This window comes from Enterococcus sp. AAFC-DPL-5182, from assembly GCF_058216605.1.
Genome location: NZ_CM177101.1, coordinates 2,715,399 through 2,735,970 on the forward strand (window position 1 = coordinate 2,715,399; position 20,572 = coordinate 2,735,970).

The 20,572-nt window shown below is 35.0% G+C and carries 20 protein-coding genes and 1 other annotated feature; of the genes, 4 read left to right on the forward strand and 16 right to left on the reverse strand.

The genetic code is table 11. The annotated features are described in order from the left end of the window. Nucleotides 1-87 precede the first annotated feature (87 nt). From AC4BB7_RS12715 to AC4BB7_RS12725, 3 genes are all read left to right on the forward strand, one after another. Nucleotides 88-867, forward strand: coding sequence for a hypothetical protein (locus tag AC4BB7_RS12715; protein ID WP_490483286.1), 780 nt, complete (start codon nucleotides 88-90; stop codon nucleotides 865-867). Next, entirely contained in the window at nucleotides 868-1,635 is a 768-nt protein-coding gene (locus AC4BB7_RS12720) for a DeoR/GlpR family DNA-binding transcription regulator (protein ID WP_490483287.1), read from the forward strand. It abuts the gene before it with no gap. Nucleotides 1,636-1,799: 164 nt separating this feature from the next. Then, complete coding sequence (locus tag AC4BB7_RS12725; RefSeq protein WP_086313854.1) at nucleotides 1,800-2,729, forward strand: LysR family transcriptional regulator; 930 nt, start codon at nucleotides 1,800-1,802, stop codon at nucleotides 2,727-2,729. Between the two features lie 89 nt (nucleotides 2,730-2,818). Here the strand turns inward: AC4BB7_RS12725 and rlmN are convergent, their stop codons facing one another. From rlmN to AC4BB7_RS12805, 16 genes are all read right to left on the reverse strand, one after another. Further along, on the reverse strand, nucleotides 2,819-3,907 hold the full coding sequence (gene rlmN, locus AC4BB7_RS12730; protein ID WP_086313855.1) for a dual-specificity RNA methyltransferase RlmN: 1,089 nt from the start codon (nucleotides 3,905-3,907) through the stop codon (nucleotides 2,819-2,821). 420 nt (nucleotides 3,908-4,327) lie between these two features. Further along, complete coding sequence (locus AC4BB7_RS12735) at nucleotides 4,328-6,151, reverse strand: ABC transporter permease (RefSeq protein ID WP_490483288.1); 1,824 nt, start codon at nucleotides 6,149-6,151, stop codon at nucleotides 4,328-4,330. Next, nucleotides 6,141-6,890: an ABC transporter ATP-binding protein gene (locus AC4BB7_RS12740; protein ID WP_086313857.1), complete on the reverse strand. Its 750-nt coding sequence runs from the start codon at nucleotides 6,888-6,890 to the stop codon at nucleotides 6,141-6,143. Before AC4BB7_RS12740 ends, AC4BB7_RS12735 begins: the two co-directional genes overlap by 11 nt. A 254-nt stretch (nucleotides 6,891-7,144) precedes the next feature. Beyond that, on the reverse strand, nucleotides 7,145-7,846 hold the full coding sequence (locus AC4BB7_RS12745; RefSeq protein ID WP_490483289.1) for a GntR family transcriptional regulator: 702 nt from the start codon (nucleotides 7,844-7,846) through the stop codon (nucleotides 7,145-7,147). Between the two features lie 535 nt (nucleotides 7,847-8,381). Then, a complete protein-coding gene (locus AC4BB7_RS12750) occupies nucleotides 8,382-8,738 on the reverse strand; it encodes a VOC family protein (RefSeq protein ID WP_086313859.1) in 357 nt (118 codons plus the stop codon). A gap of 64 nt (nucleotides 8,739-8,802) precedes the next feature. Then, a complete protein-coding gene (locus AC4BB7_RS12755; RefSeq protein WP_490483290.1) occupies nucleotides 8,803-9,576 on the reverse strand; it encodes a helix-turn-helix domain-containing protein in 774 nt (257 codons plus the stop codon). 350 nt (nucleotides 9,577-9,926) lie between these two features. Then, the gene (locus AC4BB7_RS12760) at nucleotides 9,927-10,196 is read right to left on the reverse strand and encodes a hypothetical protein (protein ID WP_086313861.1); all 270 of its coding nucleotides are present in this window, start codon (nucleotides 10,194-10,196) and stop codon (nucleotides 9,927-9,929) included. Between the two features lie 12 nt (nucleotides 10,197-10,208). Further along, nucleotides 10,209-10,517, reverse strand: coding sequence for a hypothetical protein (locus AC4BB7_RS12765; RefSeq protein WP_086313862.1), 309 nt, complete (start codon nucleotides 10,515-10,517; stop codon nucleotides 10,209-10,211). Between the two features lie 13 nt (nucleotides 10,518-10,530). Continuing rightward, nucleotides 10,531-11,727, reverse strand: a complete 1,197-nt coding sequence (locus tag AC4BB7_RS12770) for a hypothetical protein (RefSeq protein ID WP_490483291.1) — start codon at nucleotides 11,725-11,727, stop codon at nucleotides 10,531-10,533. A gap of 2 nt (nucleotides 11,728-11,729) precedes the next feature. Further along, on the reverse strand, nucleotides 11,730-12,143 hold the full coding sequence (locus tag AC4BB7_RS12775; RefSeq protein ID WP_086313864.1) for a hypothetical protein: 414 nt from the start codon (nucleotides 12,141-12,143) through the stop codon (nucleotides 11,730-11,732). After that, nucleotides 12,140-12,268 carry a hypothetical protein gene (locus AC4BB7_RS12780; RefSeq protein ID WP_283936094.1) on the reverse strand — a complete coding sequence of 43 codons (129 nt, stop codon included), beginning with the start codon at nucleotides 12,266-12,268 and terminating at the stop codon, nucleotides 12,140-12,142. The genes AC4BB7_RS12775 and AC4BB7_RS12780 overlap by 4 nt, the downstream gene beginning before the upstream one ends. 3 nt (nucleotides 12,269-12,271) lie before the next feature. After that, nucleotides 12,272-12,670: a hypothetical protein gene (locus AC4BB7_RS12785; RefSeq protein ID WP_490483292.1), complete on the reverse strand. Its 399-nt coding sequence runs from the start codon at nucleotides 12,668-12,670 to the stop codon at nucleotides 12,272-12,274. 450 nt (nucleotides 12,671-13,120) lie between these two features. Further along, nucleotides 13,121-15,493 carry a DNA translocase FtsK gene (locus tag AC4BB7_RS12790; RefSeq protein WP_490483293.1) on the reverse strand — a complete coding sequence of 791 codons (2,373 nt, stop codon included), beginning with the start codon at nucleotides 15,491-15,493 and terminating at the stop codon, nucleotides 13,121-13,123. Between the two features lie 111 nt (nucleotides 15,494-15,604). Beyond that, the gene (nhaC, locus tag AC4BB7_RS12795) at nucleotides 15,605-16,993 is read right to left on the reverse strand and encodes a Na+/H+ antiporter NhaC (RefSeq protein WP_490483294.1); all 1,389 of its coding nucleotides are present in this window, start codon (nucleotides 16,991-16,993) and stop codon (nucleotides 15,605-15,607) included. 69 nt (nucleotides 16,994-17,062) lie between these two features. Next, nucleotides 17,063-17,283 (reverse strand) — a binding site (T-box leader). 14 nt (nucleotides 17,284-17,297) lie between these two features. Next, nucleotides 17,298-18,509, reverse strand: a complete 1,212-nt coding sequence (locus AC4BB7_RS12800; RefSeq protein WP_086313868.1) for an NAD(P)/FAD-dependent oxidoreductase — start codon at nucleotides 18,507-18,509, stop codon at nucleotides 17,298-17,300. 29 nt (nucleotides 18,510-18,538) lie between these two features. Next, nucleotides 18,539-19,444: a prenyltransferase gene (locus tag AC4BB7_RS12805; RefSeq protein ID WP_490483295.1), complete on the reverse strand. Its 906-nt coding sequence runs from the start codon at nucleotides 19,442-19,444 to the stop codon at nucleotides 18,539-18,541. A 119-nt stretch (nucleotides 19,445-19,563) separates the two neighbouring features. Here AC4BB7_RS12805 and AC4BB7_RS12810 point away from each other — a divergent pair, with 119 nt between their 5' ends. Then, nucleotides 19,564-20,544: a polyprenyl synthetase family protein gene (locus tag AC4BB7_RS12810; RefSeq protein WP_490483296.1), complete on the forward strand. Its 981-nt coding sequence runs from the start codon at nucleotides 19,564-19,566 to the stop codon at nucleotides 20,542-20,544. Nucleotides 20,545-20,572: the final 28 nt, after the last annotated feature.

A 20,572-nucleotide genomic window follows, 5' to 3' on the forward strand; every position in this document is an offset into this window, starting at 1 on the left:
TCGAAAATGAATTTATTACCGATCATAACATCTTTTTTTATGTTCATATATATCTTTTTATGATATAGTTTCGTTGAGGTGAGGAATATGAAAAATTTAGCTTGGAAGAGTATTTACTATGGGAAAAAAAGTTTATTGTGGATTGTTTATTTGTTATTTGCTATTTATATCTGCTACCTAGTTACGAGCTCTCAAGCATTGGGCGCAAAAATAATTTTTGGTAGCTTGGGATGTATTGTATTGAGCATTGTTATACTTTTTGACTATTTAAAAAATCTGTATGAAAAAATGATTTATGCTTTGACTGTTGACTGTGATTTAAAAAAAGCGGTTGCTTTAAAACAAAAGCTACAGAAAAAAGATTTGTTTAATGGCTTCAAACAGTCTATTATTATTTTTGACAGCTTATTTTTGTTAGACGAAGGAAGTTATGCAACTTGTTTGGAGCATTTACATAAGAATCAGCATTTCTTCCATTCCACATTGGATTACCTCTTCATTTATTATCATACGCAAATGTATTGCTATTCTTTTTTAAAAGATGAAGAAAATTTAGAAAGTTGTCTAGAAAAGTTGTTTAAATTGAAAAATGCTAAAAAAAAGCAAATGAACAACTTGTTTTCATGGAATGAAATTACAGGAATGAGATACTTCCACCAAAATAGAAATAAAAAATGTTTAAGCGAACTGGATTTGATTGATAAAAACCGATTGAATAACCGAGAGCTGACCTACGTTTTGTATCTAAAAGGCCACTGTTTACTTAAACTAAATGAGACATCGGAAGGTTATCGTTTATTAAAAGAAGCCAAAGCACTAGGAAATACACTTGCAGTTGCTCAACTGAATGAGAGAGGAGGAATTTAAATGAAAAGTTCACACAAAACAATCAAAAATCGTCGAGATAAACTACTGGAATTATTGAAAAAAGAAACAAGTTTATTGGTGAAAGAGATCAGTCTTGAGCTAACAGTTTCAGAAATAACTGTTCGCCGTGATCTGATTGCTTTAGAAAAAATGGGTTTAGTCCAAAGAGAGCACGGGAAAGCTAAGATCGTGCAGAAAACTGGTACAGAAGATTACAATGAAGAAATTGAAGTACTGAAAAATGCGATTGCTAAAAAGGCAGCTGAGTTTGTTAAGGATGGAAATACATTGTTTATCAATACAGGTTCGACAGCGCTATCCTCTTTGAAACACTTAGAAGATAAACGTGTAACGATCGTCACAAATAATGTAAAAGTCGCTAATCTGGATCACAATCCAAACTCAACAGTTATTCTATCAGGGGGCGAAATTCGCTTTCCAAAAGAAGCCTTAGTTGGCGATATTGCTATCGATTCATTTTCGAAAATGTCATCTGATATCTCTATTATCGGCTGTTCCGGTCTTAGTATTGAAAATGGAATCACAACACCTGTCTTACATGAATCAAAAATAAATTCACTGATTATCGAGCGAACAAATGGCTTAGTGATCGTTGTTGCTGATTATCGCAAAATCGGGTTTTCATCTAATTTTACTAGTGGGAATATCAAAGATATCAATTATTTAATTACAGACACATTCGCTTCGCCTGAAGTGATTCGAAAAATAGAAAAACAAGGTGTACAAGTGATTCAAGTTGAAATCTAACATCCAAAGATCGTACCACGAGAGCAACTCTTTTTTCATAATAGTTTTATTCAATAAGACTATGTGGTTTATGATATAATCTAGTCAAAAATAAATTACACCCCTTCTATTTTCTCAAAAATGGATAAGTTCGCTGCGCTTTTAAATTTAAGGAGGATTGGATCATGAGGATCAAACAATTGGATTATATTATAAAAGTTGTTGAGTTAGGTTCAGTTAATGAAGCAGCTAAGCATCTCTTCATTACTCAGCCTAGCCTTTCAACTGCGATCAAAGAGTTAGAACAAGAAATGAATATTCAGATCTTTCAACGAACACAAAAAGGAATGGTTCTTACAACTGAGGGGACCGAATTTTTATCCTATGCTCGTCAGATCTTAGAACAAGTCGATTTGATGGAAGAAAAATATAAAGGAGCTGAGACTCGCCGAAGACTATTTTCTGTTTCTGCGCAACATTATGCCTTTGCCGTTCACGCCTTTGTACAATTGATCCGATCTTACGAAAAAAATGAATACGAATTCACTTTTCGTGAAACACAAACCAATAATATTATTGAAGATGTCAGCACTTTTCAGAGCGAATTAGGTATTTTGTACTTAAATACATTCAACGAAAAAGTGATCAGAAAATTATTAAAAGAAAAACAACTTGTTTTCCATCCCTTATTCACGGCTAATCCACATGTTTTCGTCAGTAAAAAGAATCCTTTAGTGGGGAAAACATCCGTAACATTGAAAGACTTGGAAGACTTTCCTTATCTTTCGTTTGAACAAGGACAATTTAACTCCTTTCATTTTTCAGAAGAGATATTAAGTACCCTATACCGTAAGAAAAGTATCCGAGTCAGTGATCGAGCAACCTTATTCAATTTTTTGATTGGTCTTGATGGTTATACAATCAGTTCTGGAGTATTAAGTCGAGAATTGAATGATGAAAATATTGTTGCATTGCCTTTAGAGGTTGATGAAACAATGGAGATTGGCTGGATTCATCCTGCTCAAATGTCGTTATCTCCAATGGGGGAAGAATACTTACGCTATTTGAAAGAGCATATTGTTGATTATGGATTTACGATTTTAAATGCCGACTAAAAAAGAGCTGAGACATAACTCGAAGAGTTACATCTCAGCTCTTTAAAATCTGGATAAAAAGATTTGAACATAAACCACTGATATTCAAACTATCTAGTTTTAGCTGGTCGAACTTTTTTATCAGCTTTTTTGATTTGCTTACTTCTTAGTTGTCCGCAAGCCGCATCGATATCTGTTCCATATTCTTTTCTAATAACACAATTAATTCCATTTTTCTTCAAAACATCATAGAATTTTAACACGTCCGCTTTTTCACTGCGGCTATATTGATCATGTTCACTGACTGGGTTGTACGGAATCAAATTGACAAACGTTAATTTTTTCTTATCTTTCAATAGATCTGCCAATTGCTGCGCATGTTCAGGACGATCATTCACATGACTTAACATAATATACTCGAAGGTAATCCGACGATTTGTTTTTTCCAGATACTCGTCAACAGCTTCCATTAACTTTTCAATCGGGAAACTGCGATTGATTCGCATGATCGATGTCCGAACATCATTATTTGGTGCGTGTAAAGAAATCGCTAAGTTCACTTGCAGTCCATTATTAGCAAATTCTTTGATCTTCGGTACTAAGCCACTTGTTGAAACTGTAATGTGACGTGCTCCAATTGCCAAACCTTTAGGATCGTTGATCGTATGTAGGAAATTCATTAAATTATCATAGTTATCAAACGGCTCACCGATTCCCATCACAACAATATGACTTACTCGTTCATCTTGTCCGCGCTCATCAAAATAATGCTGAACTAACATGATTTGAGCGACGATTTCCCCCGCTGTTAAATCACGTTGTTTTTTGAGCAAACCACTTGCACAGAACGTACAACCAATATTACAACCAACTTGTGTTGTTACACAAACAGACATCCCATATTCTTGACGCATCAAGACTGTTTCAATCATATTTTTATCTGGTAACTCAAAAAGATATTTCACGGTACCGTCTTTCGCTTCTTGGATGATCACCTGACGTAAGGGATTGATGATAAAATTTTCTTCTAATAAATTGATTACATCTTTTGATAAATTCGTCATTTCACTAAATGCCATGACACGTTTGATATAAAGCCATTCCCATACTTGAGTGGCCCGGAACTTTCTTTCGTCATGTTCGATGAACCATGCGATCAGTTCTTCTTTTGTTAAACCATAAATGGATGCTTTTTCCACTAGTTTTCTTCCTCATTTCTTCTAAACATTCGCTTCATACTATAACTTATTGTACTCGATTTGTCTATACGTTATCTAGGTTACTTAGCAGAATTAGACTTTTCTCAATACCTCCATTTTTGTTTTCTACGACATTTACAATGATTATTTTCCTACCCAATTTTGTTCCTAAATCAAAGTTTTTTTTCGCAAGGCTATCAATAATAATACTGATAACTTTTCGTTCCTGTACACAACGCCTTTTATTCCTTCCTTAATAGCAAAAGAAGCGAGTGGGATATAACTCTTTGAGTCATATTCCACTCACTTGAAATCTGGATACATGGTGGAAGCAGAAGCAATTCTTTTGGAAACAAGTTAAAATTGCCTCTTATTGCTGTAAAGTACCTACAGCTGTCCCACTATCCTCTTCTTGCATTATTACACTTGCACTAAATGATAGACTTTTTTGAAATAAAATATACGAGCGATTAAGTAGTAGACCATCTGAATCAGAATAAAAATTCCTAATACTAGCCACCCAGTACCCTGCATTCCTTGATCAAACATGTGATACATTGCGGTCAATGCCACTGCTCCATGAATCACAGAGACGATTATCGGTGTGAAGAATAGGATTCCTACCTGCTGATAGATCATTTTTTTCAGTTCCTTTTTAGTTAATCCCATTTTGTAGATCATCTTGAATTTTTCTACATCCACATCCATATCACTATACAATCGGAAATACAAGAAACTTCCAGCTGAAACGAAGAAGACAATTCCTATAAAAATTCCAACAAATAAGATTGGTGCATACTCGTCAGTGATTGCTTGTTTTGAATAGCTTTTAGCCATAAAAGGGATGTTTTTTTCTTGGAATTTACCAATTTCCACAAGTTTATCATAACGAAAATTTTCCGGTTGCCAAACTGTGGTTATCGTACTTTCCATATTTTGAAGATTAGTCTCATCAGGGACAAGCACAGTTGCTCCATATGTCGAAATAACATCTGAGTTTTCAGATTTATCTACAGATAAATCTGATCCATCAGCTAACTTGGCATCTTTTATTACCGATTCTTGCCCATAAATAGTGTTATTCGATAGTAACTGAATGACTTTACCTTCCGTTTTAATCGTTGGTTTTTTAATTACTTCTGCTAGACGATTATAGTCAGACTCTTTAACAAAATTAACATGATCGGCATTCATATAGACAGTCAGTTCACTTTGCTCTGCATGTATTCCTTTATCTGCCAACAACTGGGTGAACTCTTGCTTTATTGATGCAGTATCCTCTAATGATCCAGTTACATGGAACTCATACGGGTTTTGATTTAACCCACTTAAAATCATATTTTGTAATCCGTATAATGTACCGATCGCAGCAAATGCAACTGTTGAAATAATCGATACTAAGAAAAACGAGCGAGCATTGTCCTTCATTCGAAATGCCAAATCAGAAAAAACAACCATGTTCGTTTTCTTCCAAAAAATAGATTGTTTCTTTTTCAAACGCTCAATCACTGACACACTTAGTTGATTGAATAAAAAACGTGTACCTGCAACAACTAAGAAAATCACAGGAATCATCACAAAAGGTACTATCATTCCTTTGACCATTAGCGCAATTGCATATCCTATACCAATCAACAAAACAGCCAGTATCGTTTTGACATGTGAGCTTTTGATTGTCCCTTTTCCAAGGTCTCCTGCTTTTAGCAACTCTTGTAAACTTAACTTCGGCAAACGAAATTGAATGAAAAAAGAAATAGCCAAAAATAAAACAGCAAAAGAAATAACCGTTAATACAAATGCTTGTATCGGAAAATAAAAACCAAAGTTTACATGCATCAATTTATTACTCAACCACAAAATCACTTGAGAAAATCCAATTCCTGCAATACTTCCGATAATTGTGGCAAAAAAACCAATAACTAAGTTTTCAATAAAAACCATCTTTTTCAGTTGTCTAGGGCTCATCCCCTGAATCATCAATAGTCCAAATTCCTTTTTCCTTGACTGGATGAACACATCCATCGAGTATAGAACAAAGAAAAATGAAAAGCCATAGATAATGATTGCTGCTGCTAGCATCCCCATTTGAACTTTTTGATTTAGACCATTAGTTAGTGCTGGATGAAATGCAAATACTGTAAATGTGAAAAAAACCATTACAGAGAATAAGGTACTTAGAAAATAAGCCATATATAAATGCTTATTTCTCAATGTATTTCGAATAACAAATTGACTAAAACTCATTATCGACACCTTCAATCTCGGATAGTTTTATCATGATCTCATCATAAAACATCTTTTGATTCCCATTGTGATGGATCTCGTCTATCAATTGGCCATCTTTAATAAATACGATCCGTTTACAGTAACTTGCTGCTAACGGGTCATGTGTGACCATTAAAATGGTTGCTTTTTCTGCTTCATTTAATTGTTGTAACAGTTGCATCACATCTTTCGATGATTTCGTATCTAAATTCCCTGTAGGTTCATCCGCAAGTAGCAATTGTGGTTGATGAATCATTGCCCGAGCGACAGCAACGCGTTGCGCTTGACCTCCAGATATTTCTGCAATACGTTTTTTTAATAAACTAGCAATTCCTAAGCGATCAGCTAGTAGATTCAGCTGTTTTTTCATAACAGAAATTTTTTCTCCATCCAAAGTCAACGGCAACACAATATTTTCCTCTACAGTCAACGTCGGCATTAGATTAAAGCTTTGGAAAATAAAACCTAATTCTCTTCGTCTGAACTTGGCAATCTCTTCTTGATTTAACTGATTTGGATCTTTGCCATTTAATAAAACGTGTCCAGATGTTGGTTGGTCGATTGTAGCAAGAAGATTTAAAAACGTACTTTTCCCACTTCCAGAAGGACCCATTATTCCAATAAATTCACCGTCATTTACAGTTAAGTTCAAACCTTTTAATGCCTCATATTTAATTTCTGTTCCATATGTTTTTGTTAGATTTTCTACTTGTAACATTCTTATCGCTCCTTTTCTCTACTTGGTTAGTCTAATCTAATTACAACTAACGTACCATAGAAAAAAATAACAAGTTACTTACACTTTTGTAAGCAACTTGTTATAAGCTTTGTTCACTGTAACTCTATTCATACCAGAATGTCTTTTTTTTTCAACATGCATAGTTTGAACAATGAAAGAAACACCTCTATCAACTAGCTTTACTAACAGACCTTCTCTAATTAGGTTGTTATGATTACAATGTCCCTGCATTTCTATGCTTCATACTCAATAACATACGGGTACAGTGCTGTATTATAGATTGCTTCTGAATACTCAACCACTTTTCCTGAAATACCAAATGATTTACGAATTCTCTTTAGCCCATTTTTTTCAGAAGTAGCTAAAATTTTCTGTTGTTCTGCAGTCAATTCAACTGTTTGAAAACTATCTTCAAACTTCACGATTTCAATTCCATGCTGATCCATCAAGCGATATAAGGATTCCTGTTCGAAATCTTCTAATGGAACATCCCCTAAAATGGTGGGCAGATAATAATTAAAATAGATGTAAGGTTGATCATCTAATGTATACAATCGCGAGACCTTGACTGCCTTTTCTCCAAGACACGAATAAATAGGAGAATCTGATGCTAATCTCACCGTTTCTAATTTTAGAATTTTCTTTGCTACTTTTTGTCCTGAATCATTTAAATATTCTGTAAATGTCCCCGCTTTTGATAGTTTATTATAAGGACGATTACTTAAAACAGTGGTTCCTTTCCCACTTTTTTTCTCTACCAATTCCTCTGAGGATAATAACTCAATTGCTCGGCGAACAGTAATTTTGCTCACATCAAATAATTGTTCAAGTTCTGCTTCTGTGGGTAATAGTGAACCTACAGGATATGTACCATTCATGATATCTGCTTTGATTTGCTCTGCTACATCTAAATATAATACGCTTTTTCTTCTCATTTGCTCCATCCTTATGCTCATTATTTAATCTATCGTTTCATTTAAATTTATTAGTTATTCATTTAGATTATCCTAATTCTAATCGTATTTATGATTTAATTCAACTTTCCTTCTGTCTATCTAATAGTATTTCGTACATTATACCAAAGATTACATTTATGGAAAACCTATTTCGAGCAGTACTCCGAATAAAGTCTATAAAATCAAAAAATGTGTTTCATACAATATAGAGTAGTTGATTTAAAGCTATTTGATGTGATTTGAAATTGATTGAAATAAATGTGATTTTAATAGCGTGTTATCACTTTTCTTGTTAAATATTAAGACGAAAATTTGTTTACAAGCTTGCTTTTCAACTACTTCTATTCCTTTTTTCCATAACATCAACTATCGGTAATTGAGTAAAATACATTTCTGTATTATTAGCCAGTAAGGAGAGTCATATCTTAGCATTCTTTCTAAAATTAAAAAAACGACGAATCATTTATCCGTCGTCGTTTTAGCATTATATTCATTATATAAGTATTGTTTAAATCTATTCTTGCTCGTATAACCAGTAGAACGACAACTTATTGCCATCAGGATCAGAGAAATCAACGTATCGAATGATACCTGGTACATCCTCTATCACTTCGTCAACGATTACGCCAAGTGTTTTTAAACGTTCAAATTCTGTGTCTAAATCTTCCACTTCTAAACGTAAAACGTTCTCTGAAACATTTATTTTTTCTTCGAAAAGTTGAATCCAAACAGAACCAATTGGATACTCAATAACACCTTCAACAGGTACCAGTTTTTCATCACTCATCAGAAGTTTTTCATACCAACTAGCAGATTTTTCTAAATTACTTACTGGTAAACCTACAGTGATGCTCTTTGCATTTAATGTCATAACTATTTCCTCCATTTCATCAGCTTACAATTATTTTATCATTTCACGGTCAAATAATATTATTCTAGATTGTGTTCTTTAAACGGGAGATCAAAAGTTTCCCCACATTCACTAATATTGGTGGATCTTCTGGTATTGGTTCTCTCAGCTTAATAGTGTAATGATTACCAGAACAGTTTGGAAAAGATAACCTTTCATCTTCTTTCCCCCTTAAACTATTGCTTAAGTTAAAGTAAGATAGAACATTATTGGAGCGGCTTATCGCACAAGCTAGTAAATAATAGTCTCCACTTGGAATATTTTTCAATTTATTTCCTATTAAATGTTTAGTAGCTAATCCAGATAGAGGCATATGATTCGGTATAAGTGTACGGAAAAGTCCGATAAATATGATCCCTGTTTCAAATCCATCAGGTACTTCGATCGTTACTGTGCAAAAAGAATGATTCTTTTCTTCAAAATGCGCTATCGACTTATCCTTCTCATTATTTTCAAAATTTTTAATATCATAAAAAATGTCGCTCATTTCAGTTTTGTACGCTCTAGGAGAGCTACCTGTATATTTTTTAAACGTATTCGTGAAACTACCACTGCTTTCAAAACCTGAATGTTCTTGTAGATCGATGATTCTCTTTTCTTCATCAAATTCAACAATTGCCTTTTCAACTTTTAAACTAGAGAGGAACTCAACAACACTGAATCCATTTATTTCTTTAAATTTTCGACTAAAGTGATGTTTATCATAACCAAAGTGAATGGCAATTTCCTCACTTGTCATTTTTCTATTAACAGCTTCTTCTGAAATGAAAGACAAAATTTCAGGCATCTTCGTTTTCATTTTCATCCCTCCTTACTCAGAGCACTATTTTCTAAAAATCGTCTGGATAAATAATCTATATCAACTACTTAGTTCGCACAAAAAAAGTTTTCTACTAACAATATAACATACAAACAAAAATAATTTAATTGTTGTAAATCTAATGAAATTTAAACTGTTATCAGGAGCAAAGAAAAAGCCTTAAACTCCAATTAAATAAGGATTTCTAAGACTTTTCAACTTATTCCCACTCAAAAATAAATTAGTTTTGTACAACATTGAATAGCTGATATTACACTGTTTTAAGGGACTTAAAAGCATTTAAAACAAGTACAAATTTAATAGAGTGTTATCAATTTAATTATTGAATTCTAAGAAGATAGCTTATCTAAAGTTTGTTGTTGCTTCTCAAAAGCCTCTGTTACTTTTTTTCCAAACTGACCTTTAACCGCTCCTTCTAGTGTTTGGGAGGAAGAAGATAATGCCTTTTTAGCACTTTCTATCACTGTTTCACCTTGTTTCTTAGCTTCTTGTTTCTTTGAATGAGATTTCTGTATTTTGGCTGAGCCAATTGCTTGAACACGTATTTTTTCTAAATTCCTTTTTAACTCTTTCAATAACTTTTTTGCTAATTCTTCCAATAGAACAACTCCTTATTCTTTATTTGCTTTTTGGAGGTCATTTCGATAGTCTTGTTCCAGTTTTTCTTGTTGTTGATACAGCTGTTTTTTTGCTCTTGATAACTCTTCGTGATAGTCATTTTCTACTTGTATAATTGACTGTTTTGCACAATCAAAAGGCTCGCTATCTACAGCTGATTGTTGAACAATTTGATAGATATCTGATAACGTTTCTTGTATCAATTGTTCTCCTTTTCGTTGCGTATCTTTTAGGATATCTTCATCCTCTTCAAGTTCACGACGTTTTCGCTGATAATCGGCTGTAATCTGTTCCTCTTTCATCTATTAGCTCCTTTTAAGGCTTTAATTGTTGCGCGAGTTGTTGATCTGTTTGAACTATTTTGTCGATTTTACTTTTGATTTCTTTCGCTAACGATTCGAATTTTTCATCCATCGTTTTTGCCTTATTGATTTTTTGCTGAAAAAATTCGGTTGGTTCACCGACTATTCGTTGTTCAGTAGCTCCTATCGCTGATAAACTATCCTTCATTTCATTATCAGACAGTACTTCTATTTGAGAACGGGCTTCCCGTAATGTTTCTTGCCAGATATCTTCTGCATCTGTAATGGCATTTTGATATACTTTTATAGCATTAGCCATCGCATTTTGATAAGCTGCTCGCCCTGTATTAACTGCTAGTAACGCCTGTTGGTCATCTAAATAAATTTTTTCATTCTTTGATAGTCCACCACCACTGGCAGTTAGTTTGGCTTTTAGTTGATCTAACATAGTCAATTGAGTTAAAAATCCGCGCATTAGAAAATGACTGGCTTGTATCATAGCTCCTTCAGAATTGCCCAAACTATCTGAAATTTTTAGTTGTCCTGTTTTTTTATCAAATGTCCAACTATTTAATTTATGACTATTACCATCTACCCATACAATTGTTCCAAAATCATCACTATTTCCAAAACGAGTATTAAAGTCATTCCATAGTGTGACATCATCATTTTTTTGGCGATAATTCAAAAATAAGTGAGGATTTTCTTTCATAAATTTTTCTTCCGCTGGTGTTAAGGAGCGATATTGAAACCAGCCACTAAACACTGTAGCTGGGATTTGAAAATGAGCTCCCACCTTTAGCATATAAGCTGATTGAGAATAGCCTGACAACTGATTAATCGTCCAGTCTGGGTGATCAGAAATAAGATCACCAACATACTTTAATGCCACATCATCTTGAGGAGAACCGTTGGGAGACATACCTTTTAAAGCAGCTTTAAAATCTCTTCCGTCGTCAGGATACGTTCCAGCTGCTACAACTGTTACTTGAGATATATCTGGTGTACCGTTTACTATCGGTGCTACAGCCATCCCTTGAAATCCGTAGTCACCATCTTTTACTGAAAGTACTTTAAACCTTTGCTTATCAGTAGTTTCGAAAATTGTATTTTTTTCTAATTGCTTAACTGGTTTCCCGTTATCTTTAAAATTTGGGTCGACTGAATATACAATTTCATTCAAGTCTTTTAACTGTTCTTCTGTAGCCACGTTTACACCTCGCTTTCAGAACCATTTGAATAAATTACCCTAACTTTATCCTGTGTTTTTCCATTCAGGACAATTTTATCAAAATCAGAATCAATAGGCCCAAAAGCACCTAACTCCTTCTGTTGATTGCTCGAGAAATGGATTGTTCCAGGACTAGAAGTGCCTTTATCGGTCGTAATATTCACAGTAAAAGTCCAATAGCCAGTTTTATCATTGTATCCTCCCGACATTTCGGAAATAAAATCTACAACCTTCACATCTGCAAATCTATCTTTTATTAGTTTAACAATAGTTGTCTCCATCTTTATAACTTGCTGTTCTTTTCTTTCCTTCGCATTTTGATTAAAAGTAAACAAACTAACACCTCCAATTAATATAAGTACAAGTAAAACAATAAACCATTTTTTCTTTTTCAAAGTCTCATGCTCCTTTGACTATCTGTTTTATCAGTGTATTTAATTTTATTTCCATTGTCTTTATAATCAGAATCAACTTTATAAACTTCTTGATTTAAGTCTTTTAATACCTTTTCTGTCGCCATTGATTAAAAACTCCTTTCCTCTTTATTAGAGAAAATAACTATAACCTTAGTCTCTGTTAGCCCCTTTTTCAAAACAGGCAATTCTCCACTTCCTAAATAGGACTCATCAATGTTATCTTTAGGAGACATACTTACTCCAATTTCTGCACTTACTCCATAACTAGTTGACACTGTAACCATAGTATACGTATAGCCAGTCATTTTATTTTCACCATATTCTTCTGCAAACCTAATTTCAGTTACATCCGCAAAGGTATTTTTTATTTGTTTTGCAGTTATTGTTTCCATCTTTATCACTTGTTGTTCTTTTCTTTCCTTCGCATTTTGATTAAAAGTAAACAAGCCAACACCTCCAATTAATATAAGTACAAGTAAAACAATAAACCATTTTTTCTTTTTCAAAGGCTCACTCTCCTTTAATTATCAAGACATTAGTACAAGAACAGATATGTAAAAAAAACATTACTACAACTAATTATCCCAACTAAATTAAAAAGAGTCAATGTTTTAATTGTGATAATTAGTTAGAAAGGAATTTATAAGAAATCATCTTCATTATTGGAAAAGCAATCATTTACCAGGAAAAATAATGTAGAGGAAAATTTATGAAATTATTTTAAGGTTAAATATAAAATTACTTGTAGGTCGATTGGTTGTAAAATGATTGCGTAATATCAAAAAAAAGCGTAGACCCCTTATAAATAAAGGAGTCTACGCTCTTTTCTTTTATTCCCAATCGATAATACACAATACAAGGTGTCTGCTTCCTTTATCTTCCAAGTGTTAAAACACTACGATTTGAAGGTAGCCGAAATATGCTTGTGCTCCAAGATTTTTCCTCGATAGTTCTCTTTATTCAGGACCATGATCCATCGGCATACCTTCTGATTCCGGCTCAAGGAATACTTTTCTTGGCTTACTACCTTCGGATGGCCCTATCACACCATGATCTTCTAATTCATCAACCAAACGGGCCGCTCGGTTATAACCGATTCTAAAACGTCTTTGCAGTAAGGAAATGCTAGCTGTTTGCATCTCTACAACTAATGCTTTCGCTTCTTCATACAATTCATCCTGTGATGCTTCACTACCACTTCCAATAGTCTCTTCTTCTGTTGGCATCATATTTTCTTGATAGTCTGCTTCTTGTTGCTCCGTTACAAAGGAAACGATTCGTTCAACTTCATGATCGGAAATAAAGGCGCCTTGAACTCGAATTGGTTTATTTTCCCCCATCGGTAAGAACAACATATCTCCGCGCCCTAAAAGTTTTTCCGCTCCATTACTATCAATAATAGTTCGTGAATCTGTTCCGCTTGAGACCGCAAAAGCCATTCTTGAAGGTACGTTTGCTTTGATGATCCCAGTAATGACATCCACACTTGGGCGCTGTGTTGCTAAAATCATGTGGATACCAGCTGCTCGAGCCATTTGTGCTAAGCGAATGATCGCATCTTCTACTTCGTTACTTGCAACCATCATCAAATCTGCCAATTCATCGACAATCACTACAATAAATGGTAAGATTGGACGGTTTTCGCCATCTTCCAGATTTTTTTGAATGACTAATTCGTTATAACCAGAAATATTACGAACCCCAGTTGCAGCAAATTTTTCATACCGAAATTCCATTTCCTGTACAACTTTTTGCAAAGCTTGAGCAGCTTTTCGAGGATTAGTAACCACAGGTGTTAATAAATGTGGTATACCATTATAGACATTCAACTCTACCATTTTTGGATCGATCATCATTAGTTTTACTTCATGAGGTTTTGCTCTCATTAAAATACTAGAAATAATGCCATTGATTGCCACAGATTTACCACTACCAGTTGATCCTGCAATCAGTAAGTGAGGCATTTTCGCTAAATCAGCTGACTGAACCATCCCCGAAATATCTCGTCCAAGCGGCACTTCCAATAATTTATCAGGATGGCTAGGTTGAGCTTCAATGATATCTCTAAATGAAACAGTACTCACAGTACTATTCGGCACTTCGATCCCAATTAATGACTTCCCTGGAATCGGTGCTTCCATCCGCACATCTTTGGCAGCAAGTGCTAAGGCAATATCATCTGTCAAACTAACGACCTTACTCACTTTCACACCCACTGCCGGCTGAATTTCAAATTTAGTTACAGCAGGACCCAAGCTTGCTTTCACCACTTTAGCATCTACACCAAAGCTTTTGAATGTTTGTTCTAGCACCCCGATATTTTTTTCGATTTTTTGATACTCTCCACTTTGATCAGCAGAAGGGATCGAATCTAATAATGTTGAAGGCGGCAGCTCGTAATCACGATCTTCTGCTTCTTCTGAAATTTCAAAGTCTAGTTCGCCGCCTTCATCCATTTCAGGCTCGGCAACTGCTTTTTGTGGTACAGGTTGCGCTTGTGTTTGACTTTGGAAACTGTCGATTGGAACTAGTGTAAGCTGTTCCGGTTCCTGCAGTTCTTTTTCTTCTTGCTCCCATGCTTCTTGAGCTAATTTTTCACCAGGTGTCAATTCACGTACATCGTTTTTCAGACGTTCTTGTGCCATTTGTTCCATTTTGGCTTGTTTCGCTGCACGTTTTTCTGCACGTTTCGCTTCTTTTTCTACTTGGCGTTCACCACTTCTAGCACTTAAATGCCCAAGTCTTTCACGAATGATCTGCAATCCATTCATCACTTGCTGAAAGTCAAGCATACTCATCAAGAATAAACCTACTACGATCAGTAAACTGGCTATCAAATAACTACCAAATTGAGCAACTAAAAAGAACGTCAAACTGTACAATGCAGCACCGATCATGCCACCACCGACATTTTGTGCTACAGTACTCGCTTTTAAATCCATTCTAAGAAATTCCCAGGTTGTTCCCATAATATCTGGCGTCTGTGTCCCAACATTGCGAAACATATACGCATGTAAAAATAGCAATACGCCTAAGTAAACAAATAGTCCACCAATCATCGGACGGCTCTTTTTAATAGGAAACTCTTTTCCAAAAATAACTAAAGAAAGACCGTAAAGCATGAGTAAAATAGCTGCTATTGAAAATGTATTTCCTATAACCACACGTAATCCATTGGCAATTAAGGTACCAAGAAATCCTAATTTTAAGAGTCCAAATAATCCAAAGAAGATAAAAAAGATACCGAGAAAAATGAAATTAAGATGTTCTTGCTGCTGTTGTTGTTTCTTTGTTTTTTTCTTTTTTACACTTTTCCGTTTTTGTGCCATGTAACATCCCTCTTTTCAATCAGTATCCATTATACCTAAAAAACGAGCCGAACAAAAGTACCCCCATTGTTTCTCTTAAAAATTTAATGATTTTAAGTAGATTTCCCAATTTTAATTAACAGATTCACTAGGTGATTGTCTGTGAATACCGATGCCTGTTATTCCTGAAAGGATTGATAATAGTGGGCATAGTAGGATAAAGAAACTAAACGGCGCGTAGTCTAATGTAGAAACTTGTAACGTACTTGCCATAAACACGCCACTTACCCCCCATGGAATCAGTGAGTTTAAGACAGTACCAGAATCTTCCAATGCTCTAGAAAGAACTTCCGGTGCAAGTCCTTCTTTATCATAACTGTCTTTAAACGCACGACCAGGAAGGATAATTGATAAATATTGCTCACCAATCATCAAATTGGCCAATGCTCCACTAAATACGGTTGCCGCAACCAAACTACCTGTTGATCTTAATCTATGAGCAAGCGGCGTCATTAGCACTGTGATTACATCCATCTTCATTAACAAGCCACCTAATGACAATGTCAAAAGAATCAGTGATACCGACCACATCATACTTTGGATACCGCCTCTAGTCAGCAAATCATCGATTTGTTCCATCCCCGTCTCTGAAACAAAACCATTTTCTAAAATTGTACTTAATTGTTTCAAATCAACATTTCCCATTTGGATCATGTACATAACACTTGAAACTAAAATTGTGACCAACAGTGATGCAATCGCTGGTACCCGTTTGATCGAACAAAAAACAAGTAATAGAATAGGCAGCAACGCCCACCAACTAATAGCAAAATTATCTTGCAACACTTCTAAAAACTGTTTCGTTTCCAAATCAGTCTGTCCAATTTTCGTTTGAAATCCAAGTACTGCATATAGAATAAACGAAATAACAAAAGCTGGAACAGTCGTCCACATCATATTTCTAATATGTTTAAATAAATCTGCCCCAGCAACAGCCGAAGCTAAATTTGTCGTATCAGAAAGAGGAGACATCTTATCACCAAAAACAGCACCTGAAATGATTGCTCCAGCCAGTATAGCAGAGTTGAAGCCCATAGAAATGCCCATTCCCATCAAAGCCAAACCAATCGTCGAAACAGTTGTAAAAGCACTTCCGATCGAAATTCCAACAACCGCACAACTAACAAAAGCCGACGGTAAAAAGATTTTTATACTGATCACTGAAAACCCTGCATACATCATCGTCGGAATGACACCACTTGCAATCCAAACTGCAATCAAAGCACCAATCAAAATAAAGATCACCATCGGTACGATCCCAGTTTTCACCCCTTCAATAATTCCTTCATGAATCTTATCCCAAGAAGCACCACGCCACTTACTCCAACCAATCAGTAAACCTAATGCACATAAGACTGGAAAAATCGGACTCATACCGACACCAATCACACAAATACTAATAATCAATAATAATGACAAAAATACAATTAATGCTTCTTTTACACTTAATTCTTTCTTCATTTACTTTCCCCATTTTTCTTATAAATTAATTGTTGAAAACAAAAAAATCCCTGACAATCAAAAAAGACTGTCAGGGACGAATAGCGACGGGTCAAAAGCTATACGCGGTACCACCCATAATTGAAATTAAAAAATAATTTCCTCTCAAAAGACGCTAACGGATCTTACCCGACTCTATCATTTCGCTCCAGATTTGTAATTCAAGTCATTGCTTTGGTCAACTTCCATCATCCGTTGACTTTCTGTCATTTCAAAACAACACTCTACTAGGAATCTTTCATCGCGCTTATTACTACTATAACTGTTAACGGTAAAAATCAAAACGACCTTTTGCTAACATTTCTTTGATACCACCTGTTTCAAATAATGAACGATCCATGATCACTTTTTTGATCACAGAAGCTGGATAGCCTTTGACTTCCATTTTACCAACTTCACCAAAGGCATGGCTGTTCCCGATTGAAGCAACAGAACCTAATGATTTAAAGGTAAATTCTTTGGTAGGTTCACCTTTTAATTGCGCTTTGATATTTTTACCTGCATGTTCACCCATTTTAAGTGAAATTTGTGCAGTTGTTGGGTAAGGACGATTTGATTCTTTATCCATGACTGCAGAACAGTCTCCAATGATATAAACATTGCTATGATCTGCATCAGTTAAATCCGGTTGAACCATGACACGACCACGTTTAGCTGCAAAACCAGAATCTCCAACCACATGACTACCACTAACTCCTGTTGTCCAAATGATTGTATTAGCTTTCAGTTCATTTAATTCGTTGGTTTCTTGATTATCTAAATAAACAACAGTATCTTGCTTGATTTCTTTGATAGGTTTGCCCACTAAGAAATTGACGCCCCATTTTTTCAAATGATCGATGCCGTAACCACCAAGTTTTTCGCTAAACATTGGCAATAAACGAGTCACTGCTTCAACGCAATATAATTGGATTTTTTCAGGTTCAACTCCAGCAATCGCTGCTAATTTTTTCTTACCTTCATGTAGTGAACCTAATAATTCGATCCCTGTAAAACCAGCCCCGCAGACAACGACTTTCAGACAATTTTCATCTTTCGTTTCTTTATAAGCTTCCATTTGTTCCGTTAGATGTTGATACACTTTTTCTGATGTCGGAATATCGACCATTTTTAATGAAAACTCTTCAACACCAGGAATACCAAATGATTCTGATTCATAGCCTAATGCTACGATCAAATAATCATAAGAGATCGCTTCTTGGTCTTTTAAATGAACGCGTTGGTTTTCACTATCGATTTTCTCTACTCTGCCTTGTACAAAAGTCGTACATGCTGATTTTACAACATCTTTGATCGGATACGTGATTCTCTCCGATGTTTGGATACCTGCAGCAACTTCGTGGATATCTGTTGCTTCAAAGTGATAATCATTTTGATCGACTAATGTGATTTTTAACTCATTATTGCCTTTTTGTAATTCATGGAGCGCTCTTAAACCGGCATAGCCAGCGCCCAAAATAACGACGTGCTTACTCATTTAAATCCCCTCTTAACCTTTTTATTTTATTATTTAAGCCACAATCCTATGGCGAAAAATACAACTTGTGCAAGTGCGCCGACTGCTAAAATTCTTATGGCGCAAATAAATGTTTTTGTTTTGACCTGTTCGTTTAAAAATAACTTCGTTTGCTTCCAAATAAAAGGCAGTACCAAAAGAGTCAATAGCATAGTAATCGGTGCTAGGCCTAAAACAACACTCAAAATAATTGCTGCAAATGCAAGCACGATCAATCCTACAAACAGACCAATTGAAACTTTTTTTCCTAAATAATGAACCAAGGTAAAACGATGATTCATCTCATCTTCTTCTAAATCACAAATATTATTAGCCAACATTAAATTAGCAATCAAACAAGTGTTAGGCAGCGACACTAAAAAGATACTACCGAGATTACTCATTGTCCACTGAAAAGAGTCGAACGTGTTGATATATACACAAATCAACATGATCATAAATCCCATCGTAAATCCAGAAAAAACTTCACCTAAAGGTAAACTTGATAAGGGTTTTGGGCCTGATGAGTAAAAAATTCCGATTAAGTAACAATATAGGCCCAGCCACAACAATGGCCAGCCAACAATCGTAGAAAGACCAATCCCCATCAACGCAGAAATTATCACCATCCAAATGATCCAACGGCGAATTGTTTTAAGAGATAAATTTTCTCGTCCAATAATATTGGTCTTTTCTTTATAATCATGCCCTTCTTTAGCATGATGGTAATCATTATAATTGTCTAAAATATCAACAGCCATATTAAAAATAAACATCGCAATAAAATAAATAAGAACATAAAATAAATGCAAACTTCCATAATGATACCAACTAAAACAAATCCCTAAAAGAAAGGGTAGAACACTGGCTGTCTTTGCTTTTAGTTCGACTAATTCAAAAAATACTTCTCTATTCAAATTATACTCTTCTCTCCTGACAAAATTTAGTTTTATGCTCATGGAATAATTTGCTTGTATTTCTTTACCAACATCGTATACAATCAATAGTATTGAACGATTGAAAGGACTATTGTGTTATGAATGATTTTTGGAAAGAATTTCCTATTATCCAACAACAATTGAATGAAACTTGTGAATTGATCAAACACCAAGTTAAAATACGAAACAAAGAAATTGAAGCAGCTTTGATCGAGCTCACGTATTCAGGGGGTAAATTACTACGCCCAGCATTCTTTTTTTTGTTTGCACAAATCGGTGACGAACAAAAGCAAGATCATAAACAACTAATCAAGATTGCCGCTTCGATCGAAATCCTGCATATGGCAACTTTAGTACATGATGACATCATTGACGATTCGCCTCTTCGTAGAGGAAATGTAACGATCCAATCTCGCTACGGTAAAGATATCGCTGTTTATACAGGTGATCTATTATTCACTGAGTTCTTTGAATTACTTGCTGATACAATGAACGGTTCTGATTTCTTACATACGAATGCTCAAGCAATGAAACGATTATTACTTGGCGAATTAGACCAAATGCATACCCGCTACAAAAAAAACATGACGGTCTCAGACTATCTACGCAGCGTCAATGGAAAAACCGCTGAATTGTTTTCTTTAAGTTGTCTTGAAGGCGCTCATTTTGGTTTTGCTGCTTCTGAGGTGCAACGTTTAGCAAGACGGATTGGTCGGCATATCGGGATTGCTTTTCAAGTCTATGATGACATCCTAGATTACACAGCTGATGTAAAAACGTTGAAAAAACCTGTTTTAGAAGATTTGGCCCAAGGCGTTTACACTCTACCTTTGATCTTTGCGATGCGAAAAGCACCAGAACGGTTCTCATTTTATCTGGATAAAGGTTCTGATATCACAACAGAACAAGCAATCGAAACGTCTCAACTTGTTCACGAGCTAGGCGGTGTCAATGATGCTAAAGCCTTTGCTAAACGAGTAACTGAAAAAGCCTTGACAGATATTGAAAAACTACCTGATTGTTTAGGCAAAGAACACTTGACTCAATTGACTCAACTTTTACTGCAACGATCATTTTAAGCATTTATCCATTTTTCAAAAGCTGGAG

Excerpts from the sequence above, each read along its gene's own strand:
- AC4BB7_RS12715 (WP_490483286.1), top strand. The coding sequence starts at position 88 with ATGAAAAATTTAGCTTGGAAGAGTATTTACTATGGGAAAAAAAGTTTA.
- AC4BB7_RS12720 (WP_490483287.1), top strand. The coding sequence starts at position 868 with ATGAAAAGTTCACACAAAACAATCAAAAATCGTCGAGATAAACTACTG.
- AC4BB7_RS12725 (WP_086313854.1), top strand. The coding sequence starts at position 1,800 with ATGAGGATCAAACAATTGGATTATATTATAAAAGTTGTTGAGTTAGGT.
- AC4BB7_RS12735 (WP_490483288.1), bottom strand. The coding sequence starts at position 6,151 with ATGAGTTTTAGTCAATTTGTTATTCGAAATACATTGAGAAATAAGCAT.
- AC4BB7_RS12740 (WP_086313857.1), bottom strand. The coding sequence starts at position 6,890 with ATGTTACAAGTAGAAAATCTAACAAAAACATATGGAACAGAAATTAAA.
- AC4BB7_RS12745 (WP_490483289.1), bottom strand. The coding sequence starts at position 7,846 with ATGAGAAGAAAAAGCGTATTATATTTAGATGTAGCAGAGCAAATCAAA.
- AC4BB7_RS12750 (WP_086313859.1), bottom strand. The coding sequence starts at position 8,738 with ATGACATTAAATGCAAAGAGCATCACTGTAGGTTTACCAGTAAGTAAT.
- AC4BB7_RS12755 (WP_490483290.1), bottom strand. The coding sequence starts at position 9,576 with ATGAAAACGAAGATGCCTGAAATTTTGTCTTTCATTTCAGAAGAAGCT.
- AC4BB7_RS12765 (WP_086313862.1), bottom strand. The coding sequence starts at position 10,517 with ATGAAAGAGGAACAGATTACAGCCGATTATCAGCGAAAACGTCGTGAA.
- AC4BB7_RS12780 (WP_283936094.1), bottom strand. The coding sequence starts at position 12,268 with ATGGCGACAGAAAAGGTATTAAAAGACTTAAATCAAGAAGTTTATAAA.
- AC4BB7_RS12790 (WP_490483293.1), bottom strand. The coding sequence starts at position 15,493 with ATGGCACAAAAACGGAAAAGTGTAAAAAAGAAAAAAACAAAGAAACAA.
- nhaC (WP_490483294.1), bottom strand. The coding sequence starts at position 16,993 with ATGAAGAAAGAATTAAGTGTAAAAGAAGCATTAATTGTATTTTTGTCA.
- AC4BB7_RS12800 (WP_086313868.1), bottom strand. The coding sequence starts at position 18,509 with ATGAGTAAGCACGTCGTTATTTTGGGCGCTGGCTATGCCGGTTTAAGA.
- AC4BB7_RS12810 (WP_490483296.1), top strand. The coding sequence starts at position 19,564 with ATGAATGATTTTTGGAAAGAATTTCCTATTATCCAACAACAATTGAAT.